Raw genomic sequence first — 16,336 nt, forward strand, 5'->3', positions numbered from 1 at the left:
GGCAACAATAGGGAGCGTTCCAAGCCCAGCTTGTTCAGCCATGACGGACGGACCTGACCACGTCGTCCGCTGACGGTCAGGGGCGGCGCAGCCGTTCGGCCGCGGGGACCTGGTGGGGCGGCAGCGACGGATGCCGGGCGGAGACGGCCCGGTCGGCGAGCCGGACCGCGCCCTCGGCGTCGCCGCTCAGCTGCCGCACGCGGGCGGCGCGCAGCAGCACCGGCCCGTCGTCGGTGCCGTCCACGTCGGCGCCGTCCAGCTCGCGCATCGCCGCCTCGGTCCGCGACAGCGTGGCCAGCGCGAGCGCGAGCGCGGCCGCGGTGGACGGGGAAGGCGTCCGGTCGCCCATCCGGGCGAAGTCCCGCAGCGCCGACTCGGCGAGGCCCTGGTCGGCGCGGATCTCCCCGCGCAGCCGCAGCGCCTCCGGGATCGCGCCGTCGCGGTCGATGACCTCGTTCAGCCGGTCGATCGCGTACCGCGGCTGGCCCGCCTGCCACAGCGCCTCCGCGAGCCCGATCCGGATCGTCGGGTCGTGGGGCAGGCGCACGCTCGCGACCTGGAACTCCTCCAGCGCCGTGCCCTTCCCGTCGCGCCGGAGCCGGCCGCGCCCGGCCGCGGCGTACAGGCGACCGGCGGCCGTGCCGTCGCCGAGCGCCTCGCGCATGGCGGCGGCGGTGCGGTAGCGGTGCTCCGCCTCGGCCAGCGCGGCGTGCGGGCACGGATGCGCCGCCGCCCGCTCGTAGGCGATGTCCGCGAGGAACGTCTCGACCTCGGCGGCCTGCCGCGTGCCGTCCGGGTCGCAGGCCCCCGCGGCCCGCCGGGCGTGGTCGGCGGCCAGGTCGAGGTCGCCGTCGGCGAAGGCCACCGCGGCGGCGCGCAGGTGGCCGGGCACGCCGAGGTCGGGATCGGGCCAGCGGCCGAGGCCGAGCAGCGGCCCCGCGAGCCGGGGATGCTGCAGCTCGTAGACGGTCGCGCCGCCCGCGGGACGGGGCCGGACGAGGTGCCGGTCCTCCAGCGTGCGCATCACCGCCCCGGCCCGCCCGGACGGCATGGTCACGCCGGAGCGGGCGAGGTCGCGCATCCACGCGGCCACCTGGCCGCGCGGGACGTCGTGGACGGCCGCCGTCTCCGACAGCACGCCCGCGCAGTAGTCTCCGATGGCCCGGTCCACTTCGGCTCGCAGCCGCTCCGGGGGCGTGTCCTCGGCGGACTCACCGCCCCACAGGCGGGTGCCCGCGACCTGGAGGAGCGTGAGGTCCGCGGACGGCCCCGCGCCGCCGCCCCGCCCCGGCCCGGCGCGCAGTTCGTCGACGAGCCGCCGCGGCTCGTCCGCGGCGGGCTCCCGGCCCGTGACGCCGAGCGTGCGCCGGACGACCTCGGTGAGTGCCCCCGGTCCGAGCGGGTCCAGCGGGAACTCGGCGACCGGCACGTCGCCCAGCCCCGCGCAGAGCCGGGCCACCTCGCCCATGTCCTCGGTGCGGACGGCGAGGAGGATGCGCGCGTCCGGGCGGGACACGAGCGCGTCGCGGAGCTGCCGCAGGAAGCGGCGCCTGCGGTCCTCGTGCGCCCGGGACACGCGCAGCACCAGCTCGGCCTGGTCGATGACGGCGAACGTGGGCGCGCGGCCGCCGTCCCGGCCGCGGGCGGTGTAGTCGTGCAGGAACTCGGCGAGCGAGAGGCCGGGACGGCGGCGGACGGCCTCGGCGGGGTCCCAGCCGCGCAGCAGCGTCAGCACGTAGGGGTTCGGGTCGGGCTGGTAGCCCATGGGGAGCGTCGGCCGGTAGGCCGCGCGGCCCACCGGAAGCACCCGCGCGTTGCCCGCCCTCAGCCTCGGGATGACGCCGGCGCTCAGCAGCGACGTCTTCCCGACGCCGGGCGGGCCGTGCAGGATCGTCAGCCGGTGGTCCTCCCAGAGCCCGGCCAGCGCGCCGGTCTCGCCCGTCCGCCCGAAGAACCGCCGCTCGTCGCACGCGGCGAAGGGGCGCGCTCCCATGAACGGGGGTCGCGCCTCTATCTGTGTGGTCAACGACGGTCCTCGGTCACCGGCGGCGGGGGTGCGCTCGACGTTCCGGAGAGTGGATGATAACCGACTCGCCGCCCCTTTCGCCGGTCGTTCCTCAGAGCTCGGGGAGAAGCCGGGACGGGGTGATGGGCAGGTCGCGGACACGGACGCCGGTGGCGTGGTGGACGGCGTTCGCGACCGCCGCGGCGGCCCCGACGATGCCGATCTCCCCGATGCCCTTGGTGCCCATGGGGTTCAGGTGCGGGTCGGACTCCTCCACCCAGACCGCGTCGATGTCGCGCACGTCCGCGCAGGCCGGGACGTGGTACTGGGCGAGGTCGCGGGTGAGGTAGTCGCCGAACTCGGCGTCCATGACGCTCTCCTCCAGCAGCGCCATGCCGAGGCCCATCGTCATGCCGCCGATGAACTGGGACCGGGCCGTCTTCGGGTTGATGATCCGCCCGGCCGCGAACACGCCGAGCATCCGGCGGACGCGGACCTCGCCGGTGTCGACGTCCACCTCGACGTCGGCGAACTGCGCGCCGAACGCGTGCCGCGCGTACTCCTCCCGCCCCTTGACCTCGTCGCCGGTGTCGGCCGACGCCTCCAGGCCCCCGGGCGGGACGGTGCCGTTCATCCTGCCGAGCAGCGCCTCGCAGGCGCGGACCACGGCCGTCCCCCAGCTGGACGTCCCGGCGGAGCCGCCCGCGACGGACGCCCGCGGGAACGCGCTGTCGCCGATCTCCACCCGGACCCGGTCGAGGTCCGCCTTGAGCGCCTCCGCCGCGATCAGCGTGAGCGCGGTGCGGGCGCCGGTGCCGATGTCGGCCGCGGCGATCCGGACGGTGAACGTGCCGTCGGGCTCGGCGCGGGCGGTCGCCCGGTTGGGCTGCATGTAGGCGGGATAGGTGGCCGCGGCGACGCCCGTCCCGAGGAGCCTGCGGCCCTGCCTGCGCACGCCGGGCTCCGGGTCGCGCGCCGCCCAGCCGAACCGGCCGGCGCCCTCGCGCAGGCACGCGACGAGGTTGCGGGAGCTGAACGGCACGCCGCTCTCGGGGTCCCGGTCGGTGTCGTTGCGGACGCGCAGCTCCACCGGGTCGATCCCGGCCGCGACGGCCAGCTCGTCCATCGCCGATTCGAGCGCGAACATGCCGGGCGTCTCGCCGGGCGCCCGCATCCAGGACGGCGTGGGGACGTTCAGGCGCACCAGCCGGTGCGACGTCCGGCGGTGCTCGGCCCGGTACATCACGCGGGTGGGCGTCGCGGTCTGCTCGGCGAACTCCCGGACGACGGACGTCTGCCCGATCGCGTCGTGGAGGATCGCGTTGAGCCGGCCGTCGGCGTCGGCGCCGAGCCGGACCCGCTGGATGGTCGGTGTCCGGTAGCCGGTGGTGGCGAACATCTGCTGCCGGGGCACGGCGAACTTCACGGGACGCCCGGCGGCGCGCGCGGCCATCGCCGCGAGGACGGCGTTCGGCCTGGGCGTCCCCTTGGCGCCGAATCCGCCTCCCACGTGCGGCGCCACGACGCGCACCCGGTCCTTGTCCAGGCCGAAAACCTTGGCGAGCGTGGTCTGGACGATCGACGAGCCCTGGTTAGAGTCGTAGAGGGTGAGGGTTCCGTCCTCGTCCCACAGGGCGATCGTGGCGTGCGGCTCCATCGGGTTGTTGTGCTCGGCGGGGGTCGTGTAGGTGGCGTCCACGCGGACGGCCGACCTCGCGAACGCGCCATCGGGATCGCCCTTGCCGGTGTCGGCGGGGAAGCCGGGGTTGACCGAGCCGGGTTCGTACAGGTCGGGACGGTCGGCGCCGAGCCGCACGTCCGGGGGCTCGGACCTGTAGTCGACGCGGACGAGCCTGGCCGCCTCCCTCGCCGTCTCCAGCGTCTCGGCGACGACCGCCGCGACGAACTGGCCGCGGTAGGAGACCTTCCGGGACTGGAAGAGGGCGAGTTCCCCGTCGTCCACGCCGTTCAGCCGGGGCGCGTTCTCGCACGACAGCACGGCCAGCACGCCGGGGAGCCGGGACGCCTCGTCCGTGCCGACGGAGACGACCTCGCCGCGGCCGACGCCCGCCTGGACGGCCGCCGCGTAGGCGACGCCCTCGACGGGGTACTCGGCCGCGTAGCGCGCTTCCCCGGTGACCTTCTCGCGGCTCTCCAGCCGGTCCGTCATGTGCCCTCCCCCAGCTCGATCAGCGTCCGGACGATCAGGTTGCGCGCCAGCGGCACCTTGTAGGCGTTGTCGCGCAGCGGCTCGGCCGTGTCCAGTTCGGCCTCCGCGGCGCGCAGGAACGACTCCTCCGTCGCCGGCGCCCCGCGCAGCGCGTCCTCGGCGCGTCTGGCCCGCCACGGCTTGTGCGCCACGCCGCCCAAAGCGATGCGGACGTCCTCCACCCGGCCGTCCTCCACGCGCAGCGCGGCGGCGATCGAGACGAGGGCGAACGCGAACGACGCGCGTTCCCTGACCTTGCGGTAGCGGGACGGCATCTCCAGCGGCGGCACCTCCACGGCCGTGACCAGCTCGCCCGGCGCGAGGGTGGTGTCCCGCTGCGGCTCGCCGCCCGGGAGCCGGTGGAAGTCCTCGAACGGGATGCTCCGCTCTCCTGCGCGCCCTTGGACCTGGACCTCCGCGTCCAGCGCGGCCAAGGCCACCGCCATGTCGGACGGGTGCGTCGCCACGCACGCCTCCGAATGGCCCAGGATCGCGAGGTTGTGGTGCTCGCCCTCCCTGGCCGGGCATCCGCTGCCGGGGTCCCTCTTGTTGCACGGCTTCGAGGCGTCCTGGAAGTAGGAGCAGCGGGTGCGTTGCAGAAGGTTGCCGCCGACCGTCGCGAGATTGCGGATCTGGCCGGACGCGCCCGCGAGGACGGCCTGCGCCAGGACGGGATGCCCCTCGCGCACCGTCCGGTCCGCGGCGAGGTCGCTGTTGCTCACCGTCGCGCCGATGACGAGGCCGCCGTCCGGCTTCAGCTGGATCTGGTCGTAGGGCAGGTGCGTGACGTCCACGAGCCGGGACGGTTCCTCCACGCCCAGCCGCATCAGGTCCACCAGGTTGGTCCCGCCGCCGAGGTAGAGGGCCCCGTCACCGTGCCGGGCCAGGGCGTCCTCCACACTCGTGGCGCGCTCGTACGCGAAGGGCCTCATGCTTCCGCCGCCTCCTTGGCCGCCTTGCCGCGCGCCGCCGCGTCCTTGACCGCGGCGACGATGCCCACGTACGCGCCGCACCGGCACAGGTTGCCGCTCATCCGCTCCCGGATCTCCTCGTCGTCCAGGTCGGGGTCGGAGCCGAGGTCCCGGGTCACCGCGCTGGGCCAGCCGCGTTCCGCCTCGTCGAGGACGGCCGTCGCGGAGCAGAGCTGGCCGGGCGTGCAGTAGCCGCACTGGAAACCGTCGTGCTCGACGAACGCCTCCTGGACGGGGCTGAGCCGCCCGCCCCGCGCGAGCCCTTCCACGGTGACGATCTCGGCGCCGTCATGGGCGACCGCCAGCGCGAGGCAGCCGTTCGCGCGCCTCCCGTCCAGCAGGAGCGTGCACGCGCCGCACTGCCCGTGGTCACAGCCCTTCTTCGAGCCGGTCAGCCCGAGGTCCTCGCGCAGCACGTCCAGGAGGGACGCGCGGGTGTCGACGTTGAGCCGGTGCTCCCGCCCGTTCACGGTGAGGGTGATGTCGGCGTGCACCGGGGTGGCTTCGGAGTCCATGAGGCGATCCCTACCCCGGATCACGGACGGCACCCGGCCCCCACGGGGCGGGGGCCGGACGCGGGCCCCGGGCAGGGGGCGATGACCCGCGCGGCCGAGGGTCCGGCCGCTATGTCCGGAGTGTACGCCTGTGTTGGTGGTTGGCCCTGCCGTCCCCTTTTGGCGCGACGACCGGTAGCGGTCAGCCCGCGGGCGTTCAGTCGTCGTCGGTGAGGATCTCGGTGACCTTGCGCACCGTCTCGGTCGGCAGCGGCGCGGGCAGCCCGCGCCACTTGCGGGACGCCGCGAGCGCCGCCGCGCCCGCCCCGCCGCCGTACGCCAGCGCCGTGACGAAGGACGCCAGCTCGGGCGGAAGCTTCCGCTCCAGCAACTGCACGTTCATCCGGTATGTCGCGGCCGTGGCGCACAGCCCGAGTGCCCCCGCCAGCGCTCCCAGCCGCACCGCGGGAATGCGCTGCCTGGCCTTGGCCAGCATCTCCTCCTGCGCCGCCTCGACCACGTGCCGGACGAGCGCGAGGTTCTGCGACACCGGGTCGTCCTCGACCCTGGCCGCCTCGCGTGACTCCGTCATGACCACGCTTTACCCACCATGAGGCAAAGGATTCGGGCCAGGACGTTGTCACCCTTGGTCACTTTGCTCTTGCTGTACGTTGCGGAAGCAGACGCCCCTCGCGACGAAAGGCCGGACCGCTCCGATGCAACCGTTCGAGCTGCCCGATTTCTACGTTCCGTATCCGGCCCGGCTGAACCCGCACCTGGAGGGGGCACGGGCGCACAGCACGGCGTGGGCCCGCGCGATGGGCATGCTCGACGACACGCGCGATCCGGGCACCCCCGAGATCTGGGACGGGCCCGCGCTCGCCGCCATGGACTATGCCCTCCTGTGCGCCTACACCCACCCCGACTGCGACGCCGCCGAACTCGACCTCATCACCGACTGGTACGTGTGGGTGTTCTACTTCGACGACCACTTCCTGGAGGTCTTCAAGCGGACCCAGGACCAGACGGGCGCGAGGATGTACCTCGACCGGCTCCCCCTGTTCATGGCGGACGCGCCGCCGGACCCCGCCAACGCCGTCGAGCGCGGGCTGGCCGACCTGTGGGCCCGCACCGTCCCCTCCCGCTCCGCCGCGTGGCGGCGCCGGTTCGCCGAGAGCACCGGCAACCTGCTCCGCGAGTCGCTGTGGGAGCTGGCCAACATCACCGGCGGCCGCGTCCCGAACCCGGTCGAGTACGTCGAGATGCGGCGCAAGGTCGGCGGCGCGCCCTGGTCGGCGGACCTCGTCGAGCACGCCGCCGGGGCCGAGGTCCCCGGGCGCCTGGTGGGGACGCGCCCGCTGCGCGTCCTGAAGGACACGTTCTCCGACGGCGTGCACCTGCGCAACGACATCTTCTCCTACCAGCGCGAGACCGAGTCCGAGGGCGAGATCAACAACAGCGTCCTCGTCGTCGAGCAGTTCCTCGGCCTCACGCCGCAGGCCGCCGCCGACACCGTCAACGACCTGCTGACCTCGCGCCTGCGCCAGTTCGAGAACACCGCGCTCGCCGAGCTGCCCGCGCTGTACGAGGAGCACGGGCTGGACGCGGCCGAGCGCGCGGACGTCTCCGCCTACGTCAAGGGCCTCCAGGACTGGCAGTCCGGCGGCCACGAATGGCATCTGCGCTCCAGCCGCTACATGAACAAGGCGGTCCCCCGCGGCATGTCCGCGGGCCGCATCCCCGGCCTGCTCCGGTCCGCCAGGTTCAGCCGCCCGCACGTCCCCTTCCGGCGGGTGGGCCCGACACCGCTGCCCGCGTTCGACATGCCCTACACCGCCCGCGTGAACGCGCACCTCGGCCGGGCCCGCCGGAACGTCGACGCCTGGTGCCGCGAGATGGGCATGTACGGGCCGCAGCCGCGCCACCCGGCCCCCCTTTGGACGCCCGAGCTGCTCGCGGGATTCGACTTCGCCGTCTGCGCCGCCTCGCTCGTCCCCGACGCCGGCGCGGAGGCGCTCGACCTCGGCACCCAGTGGCTGGCCTGGGGCACCTGGGGCGACGACTACTTCCCCGCCGTCTTCCACCGCGACCGCGACATCCCGGGCGCCAAGCGGTTCCACGCCCGCGTCCCCGCCTTCATGCCACTGGACTGCGGCGCCACCCCCGTCCCGGAGAACCCCTTCGAGGCGGGCCTCGCCGACCTGTGGCACCGCACCGCGTCCCCCATGGACCGGCGGGGACGCCGCGAGTTCCGGCAGGCCGTCGAGCACATGGTCGAGAGCTGGCTGTGGGAGCTGGGCAACCACCTCCAGTCCCGCGTGCCCGACCCGGTCGACTATCTGGAGATGCGCCGCCGGACCTTCGGCTCCGAGCTCACCCTGTCCCTCGCGCGCATCGAACGCGCCGCCGCGGTGCCCGAGCACGTCTTCCGCACCCGGATCCTGCGCGAGATCGAGGCGTCCGTCATGGACTACGGCTGCCTGCTCAACGACGTCTTCTCCTATCAGAAGGAACTGGAGTACGAAGGAGAGCTCAGCAACGGCGTCCTCGCGGTGGAGCACTTCCTCGGCTGCGGCCGCGACGAGGCCCTGCCCATCGTCAACGACCTGATGACGGCCCGCCGCCGCCAGTTCGAGGACCTCGTCGCGCACGAGCTCCCCGCCCTGGCCGACGAGCTCGGCCTCGACGGCGCGGTCCGCGCCGCGCTGGCCGCCTACGCCGGCGAGCTCCGCGACTGGATGGCCGGCGTCCACAAGTGGCACCACGAGACCCGCCGCTACGACGAACGCCGGTCCCCGACGGCGCTGTCGCACCGCCTGAAGCCCACCGGCCTGGGCACTTCCGCGCTCCGCCTCTTCTCCGGGCGGTAGGCCGCGCGACCCGGAATGGAACGATGGATGCCCGCGTTATCACTGGTCGAAGAGCCCAGGTCTAGACCAAGTTGCTAAACCGGGTGGGTCATCGGGGAAGATCTCCTTTTCGGGCGGGCCGGATGCCGCGCGATCCGGAACCGCCGTCTGGATTACGGGAGGACAGCAGCAGCAATGGACAACCCTCTGGCGAACCCTCGTCGCACGAAGCTCGACGCCTGGCCGTCGCGGCGGCAGGCCGACTCCGACGCCGACCACGCGGGACGGCCCGCCGACGCGGAGTCCTCGGCGGCCGAGGACGAACTCGCCGCTCGTTGACCGCGGCTTCGCCGGGGCCCGTCCGTATTCCGGACGGGCCCCGGCGTTTTGCGTGGACGAGGCCACTTCGGGAGCGTCACCAGTCGCCGGGCCGGACCGTGTACAGGCCGTCGTCGGTGGCGGCGGCGAGCGTGCCGTCCGGGGACAGGGCCAGGTCGTTGACGGGGGCGGGGATCCGGATGCGCCGGGGACGGCCCGGGTCCGCGGCGTCCCAGACCAGGACGGTGCCGCCGGAGACGCCGGCGGCGGCGAGAAGGCGGCCGGACGCCGACGCGGCGGCGACCTGGTCGCAGGCGAGCGGGGCGGGCAGCACGGCGAACCGCGTGCCGTCGAGGTGGCGGGCGACCAGGCCCGTCGAGCCGGGCTGGACGAGGACGGGCCCGCCCGGGCACTCCGCGAACGCCGCGCGGCCTGAGCCGAGCGACGGCGGGCAGGCCACCTCCTCCCCGCGCTCGACGTCCAGGACGCCGACGGAACAGCCGGCCGCGCCGTCGGCGCCGTCCGCGCGTCCGGTGTCGCGGATGAGGGCGACCAGGGGGCCCGCCACCGGCAGCAGGCGGCGGCCGATGGCCGACGAGTGCCCGAGCCACACGCCGAACTCGGCCAGTCGGTCCCCGGTGGCGGCGTCCCACACGACGACCTCGGCGTCGTGCGCCGGGCCGAAGACGGCGACGACGGCGCCCCGCCCGCGATGGGCGGACAGCCCCACCAGGTCGGGAGGGGCGGAACGGTCCGGTTCGAGGGTGACCTCGCCCCCGGTGCGCAGGTCGTGGACGTGGATGCGGTCGCGGCGCGTCCACGCGACGACGGGCGCCCCGTCCGGGAGGCCGAACGCCCAGTCGGCGCGGTCGTCGGGGAAGTCCGGGACGGGTGGGCCGGCGGGCGCGCCGGACGCGAGGTCCCACGCCTGGCCGAGGTTCGCCCCCGTCCCGGCCTGGGAGGTGAAGGCGCGGGGTGTCCCGGCCGCCGTCACGGCGACACCGTCGAACATTCCGGGCGCCGACGGGCCGGCCGGCACGCTTTGGAGCATGCGTGGGAGGTTAGGGCACCGGTTCGCGATCGTTCTGGCTTGTGCCGGAAAAGCCGCCGGGCCGCGGCGGACGCCGTGCAGGCGGCGGGGTGTCACTCCGTTCGCCTAGGTTTCGACGACACCCGCACGCGGGAGGGGGCGCACGCGGCCCGGCCTCGGTCAGCCCACGTCACGCAGCCGCGCCGCCTGCCGCTCCGGCGGGACGTCGTTGATCCAGGCGGCCATGCCCGACTCCGAGCCCGCCAGGTACTTGATCCTGTCGGCGGCGCGGCGGACGGAGAACAGCTCCAGGTGCAGGCGGACGAGGCCCCGGCCCTCGCCGATCGGGGCCTGGTGCCAGGCCGCGACGTACGGGAGCGGCGTGTCGTAGAGGGCGTCGCAGCGGCGCAAGAGCTCCTTGTACAGCGCGGCCACCTCCTCGCGCTCCGCGTCGGTGAGGGCGACCAGGTCGGGGACGTGCCGGTGCGGCATCAGATGCACCTCGACGGGCCAGCGCGCGGCGGCGGGGACGAAGGCCGTCCAGTGCTCGCCCGGCAGGACGACCCGGGCGCCCGCCCGCTCCGCCGCGAGGACGTCGCCGAACAGCTCGCCGCCGGTGGACGCGCGGTGCCGGGCCGCCTGCTCCAGCATCCGCCCGGTGCGCGGGGTGACGAACGGGTAGCCGTAGATCTGCCCGTGCGGGTGGTGCAGGGTGACGCCGATCTCGACGCCGCGGTTCTCGAAGACGAACACCTGCGCGACGCCGGGCAGCGCGGACAGGTCGGCGGTGCGGTCCGCCCACGCCTCCACGAGGGTGCGGAACCGGGACACCGGCAGCCGCGGCAGGATCGCGGAGTGGTCGTCGGTGAAGCACACCACCTCGCAGCGTCCCGCGCCGCGGGCCCGCTCGAACACCGCCGCGCCGTCCACGGCCGGCGGGACCCCGGGGGTGCGGGCGTCGAAGGCCGGGAAGCGGTTCTCGAACACCGCGACGTCGTAGCGGGCGTCGGGGATCTCCGAGGCGGGGCCGCCGGGGCACAGCGGGCACTCCCCGGCGGGCGGCAGGAACGTCCGGGCGTTGCGGTGCGCGGTGATCGTCACGTGGTCGCCGGTCAGCGGGTCGCGCCGCGTCTCGCACAGCGGCTCGACGGGCGGGAGGCCGCGCGGGTCGGGCACCGGCATCCGGCCCGGCCGCTCGTCGTAGTAGACGATCTCGCGGCCGTCCGACAGCCGCGCGCGCGTGCGCGTCACCTTGGAGAGCACATCACCTCCGCCGCCGTCGGTCCCGCCCAGCCTAGACGGCCGGGACGTCGCGGCTCCGCGCGCGGCGGGCGGAGAGGACGTGCCGCATGAGGGTGGTGAGCAGCTCCTTCCCGGACGCGCGCTCCCGCACGTCGCACACGACCACCGGGATGCCCTCGCCGAGGTCGAGCGCCTCCCGGATCTCGTCGCCGGTGTAGTCATAGCCGTCGTCGAAGCGGTTCACGCCGACGACGAACGGCAGCCGCCGGTTCTCGAAGTAGTCGACGGCGGGGAAGCTGTCGGCGAGGCGGCGGGTGTCGGCGAGGACGACGGCGCCGAGCGCGCCGACGGACAGCTCGTCCCACATGAACCAGAAGCGGTCCTGCCCGGGCGTGCCGAACAGGTAGAGGACGAGCCCGTCACGGATCGTGATGCGGCCGAAGTCCATCGCGACCGTGGTGGTCGTCTTCCGCTCGACGCCCTCGATGTCGTCGACGCCGGTGCCCCGGTCGGTGAGCAGCTCCTCGGTCTGGAGGGGGCGGATCTCGCTGACGGCGCCGACGAGCGTCGTCTTGCCGACCCCGAACCCGCCGGCGATGAGGATCTTCATCGCGACCGGCACGGCGGCCGGGTCCGCGACGGCGCCCGGGTCCGTGGCCGGGTCTCCGGCCACGGCGGGATCCGCGGCCGGGGCGGGGCCCGCGGCGGCCGCGCCGGGGTCAGAGGGCCTGGAGTCCATGGAGCACTTCCCTGAGCAGGTGTTCCGTGGAGAGCGTGCTCTCCGGCTGGGGACGGGTCACGGCGATGAGCCGATGGTGCAGCAGGTCGCCGAGCAGGACGCGGACGACGACCAGCGGCAGCCCCATCCGGGCCGCGATCTCGGCGACGGGCTGCGGCTGGAGGCACATCTCCAGGATCTCCAGATGCTCGGGGCCGATGCCCGGCGGCCCCGAGCGGGGCCGCGCCGAGGTCGCGATGATCGTGATCATGTCGAAGGGCTCGCCGGTGGACGGCCGGGCGCGCCCGCGCGTGAGCGCGTACGACCGCACGATCGGCCCGGCGTCCTCATCGATCCATTCGCTGCCAGGACCGTTCATCGCCCGTCACGAGTCCTCGGTGTCGAGGGACTCGGCGCGTCCGCGCCGGGTGCCCTGCTGGATCGACGACATCATGGCCCGCACTTCCTCGGGCGAGCGGTCCGCGCGCGGCGGGGCGGCCGGGGCCGCGGGGGCGGCTGGCTCCTCCCGCAGCTGCGAGGCGAGGTTCTCCTGCTTGACGCGCTTCGGGAGCGCCGGCCGGTCGGCCGCGGCGGCGCCGGGGGGCCGCCGCCTCACCTCGCGAGGTGATCGCGGGAGCCGCTGCGGCGTGGACGGCGGGCCCTGCTCCGTCCCGTTGACAGGACCGGGCCCCGGCGGCCCGCCCCAGGCCGGCGGCCCGCCCCAGGCCGAGGGCACGTCCCGGTGCGCCGGAGGCGGCCCGTGCAGGGGTTCCTGGAACACCGGCCGCGGGCCCGTCGCCGCGGACGCGCCGTCCGGCGGCGGCCCGTCGGACCAGCCGCCGTCCCGCCGAGGCCCGGCCGGCGGGGACCCCACGGGGCCGGCGGCGGCGTGCCGTCCGGCGGGGAGCCGCAGCACCGAGCCGCCCTGCCCGCCCTCGGACGGCACGGCGTGCCCCCGGTCGGCGGCGATCGCGCCGGCGGGGACGAGCGCCTCCTCGGCGCGGCGGGTGGTGAGCACGCGCGCGTCGGCGGGCGGCTCCTCGCCCTCGGCGCGGACGACGAGGGCCGCCGGCAGCAGCACGATCGCGGTCATCCCGCCGTACGGCGAGGTCCGCAGCGTGACCCTGATCCCGTGCCTGCGCGCGAGCCGCCCGACGACGAACAGCCCGAGCTGCGCGCTGTCGGACAGGTCGAACTCGGCGGCGGTGGCGAGCCGCTCGTTGGCGGCGGCGAGGCCCGCCTCGTCCATGCTGAGGCCGCGGTCCTCGACCTCCAGCGTGAAGCCGTGCGAGACGGCCTGCCCCTGCACCTGCACGGTGGTGTGCGGCGGCGAGAACGCGGTGGCGTTCTCGATCAGCTCGGCGAGCAGGTGGATGACGTCGGCGACGGCCGGGCCGACGACCGCGGCGCGGCCCATCGGCGTCACGTTGACGCGAGTGTAGTCCTCGACCTCGGACGCGGCGGCCCGCGCCACGTCCACGATCGCGACCGGGCTGCGCCAGCCCCGGCCGGGCGGCTGCCCGGACAGGATGATCAGGCCCTCGGCGTGCCGGCGCATGCGGGTGGCGAGGTGGTCGACGCGGAACAGGTCCTCCAGGTCGTCGGGGGCCTCGATGCGGCGCTCCATCGCGTCCAGCAGCTTGAGCTGGCGGTGCAGCAGCGTCTGGCTGCGCCGCGCGAGGTTGACGAACACGTCGCTGACGCTGCGGCGCAGCGCCGCCTCCTCGACCGCGCTCTGGATCGCGGTGCGGCGGGCGGCGTTGAACGCCTCGCCGACCTGGTCGATCTCGCGGGCGCCGAACGCCAGCGGCGGCGCCTCGGCGGCCACGTCGACCTCCTCGCCGCGGCGCAGCCGGCGGACCACCCCGGGCAGCCGCGCGTCGGCCAGGTCGATCGCCTCGCGGCGCAGCCGGGCCAGGTCCCGGATGACCGAGCGGGCGACCCAGACCGCGATGACGAGGGACGCCGCCACGGCGACCAGGCCGAGCACGCCCGCGAGCACCACCCGCAGGATGATGCCGTCCGCGATCGGCTCGGCGCGCCGCTCGGCGCCGGCGGACACCGCGAGCTCCAGGCCGCGCAGCCGGGTGAGGTTGGAGTCGGCGGTGGTCTTCCACAGGGTGCCGGGCGCGCCACCGGCCTTGACCAGGCGAGCGGACCCGACGAACCGGTCCTCCAGCGAGCGGAGCCGCCCGTACTCGGGCATTTCGGCGATACGCCCGTAGTAGGCCAGGTCGGAGGGGCGCAGCTCCGCCGCCACGAACTCGTACAGCGAGCGCTGCGTCCCGACGAGCTTGACGAACTGGGCGTGCTCGGCGGGGGTCATCCGGCCGGCGGCGAGGGCCCCGGCGAGCAGCGCGTCCTCCTGCGCGAGCGTCTCGCGGGCGCGGGTCAGCGATGCCTGGTTGCGGGCGTCCTTGGCGACCTCGGAGTGGTCGAGGGTGGCGAGCGAGCCCTGCAGGGAGCCGACGTCGGCGAGCAGCGCGCTGTAGTCGGCGAACGCGCGGGCCCTGCCGGTCGCGCCGGAGTCGATGGAGCGGCGGCCGCCCGCCAGCGCGTCCAGCGCACCGAGGATCTTGTCGGCGAACCGGCGGGTCGGCGGGGGCGCCGCGTCCCGGGCGCCGGGGTCGCGGACGAGGGAGCGGAACAGCGCGGCCTGCCGGTCGGTGACGAGCCGCCCCGACTCCATCGCGGCGCGGTCGCCCTCGGCGTGGCCGCCGAGGTACACCAGCGACAATCGGCGCTCGTTCTGCAAGGCGCTGCCAAGGGCGCCGGACGGGTAGCCGTAGTGGTCCTGGACGGTCTCGACGTGCCGGAGGTTGAGCCCTTCGCCGAGCGCGATGCTCGCCGCGAAAGCCCACAGCACACCCAGTGAGATCACCGAGACGGTGACCATCAGGACGACCTTGAATCTGATGGATCTGAATCGTTTGGCTTTCGGGCCCGCTCTCCTGCGGCCGGGGTCTGAGTCCATGGGGCGGCCTCGATTTGGCACTTCGTGAAAACCTTCACTCGGCGGGTGGACGGGGGCGGGGGATGCAGGAGAGCCTAGGACCGCGCGCCACCACGTGTCGACAGTTTCCAGATCATCACATTATGTATACGTGGATGCCCGAAATACCCCTACCATCCCCCTACGTGATCATCCGTACGCGAAAGCAGAGCAGATCATCAGTGTCCGAAAATGCGGAAAATTTCAAACCAAGAAGGGACCCGCGTGTGACCTGGACCGGGCCCCGCTCCCGCCCTGCGCTCGCCCTCGCCGCCTCCGCGCTCGTGGCCGCCGCGGTGGCCGGATGTAACGACAAAACGGACAAGGCGGTCGTCGTTCCGGACGTCCCGATGCAGCAGGACGTCGGCGCCGGAGAGGGCCGCCTCGATCTCGTCGTGTGGGCGGGCTACGCCGAGAACGGGTCGACCGACGAACAGGTCGACTGGGTCACGCCGTTCACCCGGGCCACCGGCTGCCGCGTCCAGGCGAAGGTCGCCGACACGTCCGACTCGATGGTCGAGCTGATGAAGACGGGCCGCTACGACGGCGTGTCCGCCTCCGGCGATGCCAGCCTGCGGCTCATCTACGGCGGCACCGTCGCCCCCGTCAACACCGGCCTGATCAGTGGATACGGGGACATCGCCCCCTACCTGAAGAACCAGCCGTACAACTCCGTCGACGGCCGGATGTACGGCGTCCCGCACGGCTACGGCGCGAACATGCTGATGTACCGCACCGACAAGCTCCAGCAGCGCCCCACCTCATGGGACGTCGTCTGGGAGAAGGACTCCCCCGCCGCCGGGCACGTCGTCGCCTACGACTCCCCCATCTACATCGCCGACGCCGCGCTCTACCTGAAGGCCCACCGGCCCGACCTGAAGATCCGCGACGTCTACGCCCTGGACGACGAGCAGTTCGACGCCGCGGTCGACCTGCTCAAGCGCCAGCGCCCCAACGTCAACCAGTACTGGGCCAACTACCTCGACGAGCTCCAGTCGTTCAAGAGCGCCGACAACTACGCCGGGACCGCCTGGCAGGTGACGGCGAACATGGCGCTGGCGGAGAAGGCGCCGGTCGCCACCACGCTCCCGTCCGAGGGCGCCACCGGCTGGTCCGACACCTGGATGATCGCGTCCCGGGCGAAGCATCCCCACTGCATGTACAAGTGGATGGGCTGGATCACCACGCCGCGCGTCCAGGCCCAGGTCGCCCAGTGGTTCGGCGAGGCCCCGGCCAACCCGAAGGCGTGCGCCCACACCCCCAAGGGCTTCTGCTCGACCTACCACGTGGGCGACCCGGCGTTCTACGGGCGCCTGGCGTTCTGGCGGACGCCGGTCAAGGACTGCGGCGACGACCGAGGCGGCGCATGCGTGGAGTACGCCCGCTGGGCCCGCGCCTGGACGGAGATCAAAGGCTGATCCGAACCCGCCGATCTTGGCAGGTTTCCCCCTTGCTTTCGGAGCCCGCGTCAACTGGTCTAGACCAGAAGGCGACCGGCTTTGGAGGCG

The 16,336-nt window shown here is 74.2% G+C and carries 13 protein-coding genes; 3 read left to right on the plus strand and 10 right to left on the minus strand.

Annotated features, from left to right (window positions below; translation table 11 throughout):
• Nucleotides 1–76: 76 nt before the first annotated feature.
• The 5 genes from AGRA3207_RS12450 to AGRA3207_RS12470 all read right to left on the minus strand — a co-directional run bounded on the left by AGRA3207_RS12450 (nt 77) and on the right by AGRA3207_RS12470 (nt 6,271).
• Entirely contained in the window at nt 77–2,026 is a 1,950-nt protein-coding gene (locus AGRA3207_RS12450; RefSeq protein ID WP_231334768.1) for an nSTAND1 domain-containing NTPase, read from the minus strand.
• A 91-nt stretch (nt 2,027–2,117) separates the two neighbouring features.
• Entirely contained in the window at nt 2,118–4,175 is a 2,058-nt protein-coding gene (locus tag AGRA3207_RS12455) for a xanthine dehydrogenase family protein molybdopterin-binding subunit (protein WP_231334769.1), read from the minus strand.
• Nucleotides 4,172–5,146: an FAD binding domain-containing protein gene (locus AGRA3207_RS12460; RefSeq protein WP_231334770.1), complete on the minus strand. Its 975-nt coding sequence runs from the start codon at nt 5,144–5,146 to the stop codon at nt 4,172–4,174. Before AGRA3207_RS12460 ends, AGRA3207_RS12455 begins: the two co-directional genes overlap by 4 nt.
• Nucleotides 5,143–5,700: a 2Fe-2S iron-sulfur cluster-binding protein gene (locus AGRA3207_RS12465; RefSeq protein WP_231334771.1), complete on the minus strand. Its 558-nt coding sequence runs from the start codon at nt 5,698–5,700 to the stop codon at nt 5,143–5,145. The genes AGRA3207_RS12460 and AGRA3207_RS12465 overlap by 4 nt, the downstream gene beginning before the upstream one ends.
• A 196-nt stretch (nt 5,701–5,896) precedes the next feature.
• Nucleotides 5,897–6,271 (minus strand): phage holin family protein, encoded by a 375-nt coding sequence (locus tag AGRA3207_RS12470; protein ID WP_231334772.1) that lies wholly within the window; start codon nt 6,269–6,271, stop codon nt 5,897–5,899.
• Between the two features lie 124 nt (nt 6,272–6,395).
• On the opposite strand from AGRA3207_RS12470, the gene AGRA3207_RS12475 reads away from it, so the two are divergent.
• Nucleotides 6,396–8,549 carry a terpene synthase family protein gene (locus AGRA3207_RS12475; protein ID WP_231334773.1) on the plus strand — a complete coding sequence of 718 codons (2,154 nt, stop codon included), beginning with the start codon at nt 6,396–6,398 and terminating at the stop codon, nt 8,547–8,549.
• Between the two features lie 174 nt (nt 8,550–8,723).
• Entirely contained in the window at nt 8,724–8,867 is a 144-nt protein-coding gene (locus AGRA3207_RS12480) for a hypothetical protein (RefSeq protein WP_231334774.1), read from the plus strand.
• A 76-nt stretch (nt 8,868–8,943) separates the two neighbouring features.
• On the opposite strand, the gene AGRA3207_RS12485 is transcribed toward AGRA3207_RS12480, so the two are convergent.
• The 5 genes from AGRA3207_RS12485 to AGRA3207_RS12505 all read right to left on the minus strand — a co-directional run bounded on the left by AGRA3207_RS12485 (nt 8,944) and on the right by AGRA3207_RS12505 (nt 14,732).
• Nucleotides 8,944–9,897, minus strand: coding sequence for a WD40 repeat domain-containing protein (locus AGRA3207_RS12485; RefSeq protein WP_231334775.1), 954 nt, complete (start codon nt 9,895–9,897; stop codon nt 8,944–8,946).
• A gap of 159 nt (nt 9,898–10,056) precedes the next feature.
• Nucleotides 10,057–11,127, minus strand: coding sequence for a galactose-1-phosphate uridylyltransferase (gene galT / locus AGRA3207_RS12490; protein WP_231334776.1), 1,071 nt, complete (start codon nt 11,125–11,127; stop codon nt 10,057–10,059).
• A gap of 43 nt (nt 11,128–11,170) precedes the next feature.
• A complete protein-coding gene (locus AGRA3207_RS12495) occupies nt 11,171–11,728 on the minus strand; it encodes a GTP-binding protein (RefSeq protein WP_231336277.1) in 558 nt (185 codons plus the stop codon).
• Nucleotides 11,729–11,837: 109 nt separating this feature from the next.
• Nucleotides 11,838–12,215: a DUF742 domain-containing protein gene (locus AGRA3207_RS12500; RefSeq protein WP_231334777.1), complete on the minus strand. Its 378-nt coding sequence runs from the start codon at nt 12,213–12,215 to the stop codon at nt 11,838–11,840.
• 6 nt (nt 12,216–12,221) lie between these two features.
• Nucleotides 12,222–14,732, minus strand: a complete 2,511-nt coding sequence (locus AGRA3207_RS12505; RefSeq protein ID WP_231334778.1) for a sensor histidine kinase — start codon at nt 14,730–14,732, stop codon at nt 12,222–12,224.
• Nucleotides 14,733–15,055: 323 nt separating this feature from the next.
• On the opposite strand from AGRA3207_RS12505, the gene AGRA3207_RS12510 reads away from it, so the two are divergent.
• A complete protein-coding gene (locus AGRA3207_RS12510; RefSeq protein ID WP_231334779.1) occupies nt 15,056–16,246 on the plus strand; it encodes an ABC transporter substrate-binding protein in 1,191 nt (396 codons plus the stop codon).
• The last annotated feature ends 90 nt before the right edge of the window (nt 16,247–16,336 follow it).

The organism is Actinomadura graeca, assembly GCF_019175365.1.
Classification (GTDB): domain Bacteria; phylum Actinomycetota; class Actinomycetes; order Streptosporangiales; family Streptosporangiaceae; genus Spirillospora; species Spirillospora graeca.

Coding starts and splice junctions, on each gene's coding strand:
- AGRA3207_RS12465 (WP_231334771.1), bottom strand. CDS start 5,700: ATGGACTCCGAAGCCACCCCGGTGCACGCCGACATCACCCTCACCGTG.
- AGRA3207_RS12495 (WP_231336277.1), bottom strand. CDS start 11,728: ATGAAGATCCTCATCGCCGGCGGGTTCGGGGTCGGCAAGACGACGCTC.
- AGRA3207_RS12455 (WP_231334769.1), bottom strand. CDS start 4,175: ATGACGGACCGGCTGGAGAGCCGCGAGAAGGTCACCGGGGAAGCGCGC.
- AGRA3207_RS12480 (WP_231334774.1), top strand. CDS start 8,724: ATGGACAACCCTCTGGCGAACCCTCGTCGCACGAAGCTCGACGCCTGG.
- AGRA3207_RS12505 (WP_231334778.1), bottom strand. CDS start 14,732: ATGGTCACCGTCTCGGTGATCTCACTGGGTGTGCTGTGGGCTTTCGCG.
- AGRA3207_RS12475 (WP_231334773.1), top strand. CDS start 6,396: ATGCAACCGTTCGAGCTGCCCGATTTCTACGTTCCGTATCCGGCCCGG.
- AGRA3207_RS12470 (WP_231334772.1), bottom strand. CDS start 6,271: ATGACGGAGTCACGCGAGGCGGCCAGGGTCGAGGACGACCCGGTGTCG.
- AGRA3207_RS12485 (WP_231334775.1), bottom strand. CDS start 9,897: ATGCTCCAAAGCGTGCCGGCCGGCCCGTCGGCGCCCGGAATGTTCGAC.
- AGRA3207_RS12500 (WP_231334777.1), bottom strand. CDS start 12,215: ATGAACGGTCCTGGCAGCGAATGGATCGATGAGGACGCCGGGCCGATC.
- AGRA3207_RS12460 (WP_231334770.1), bottom strand. CDS start 5,146: ATGAGGCCCTTCGCGTACGAGCGCGCCACGAGTGTGGAGGACGCCCTG.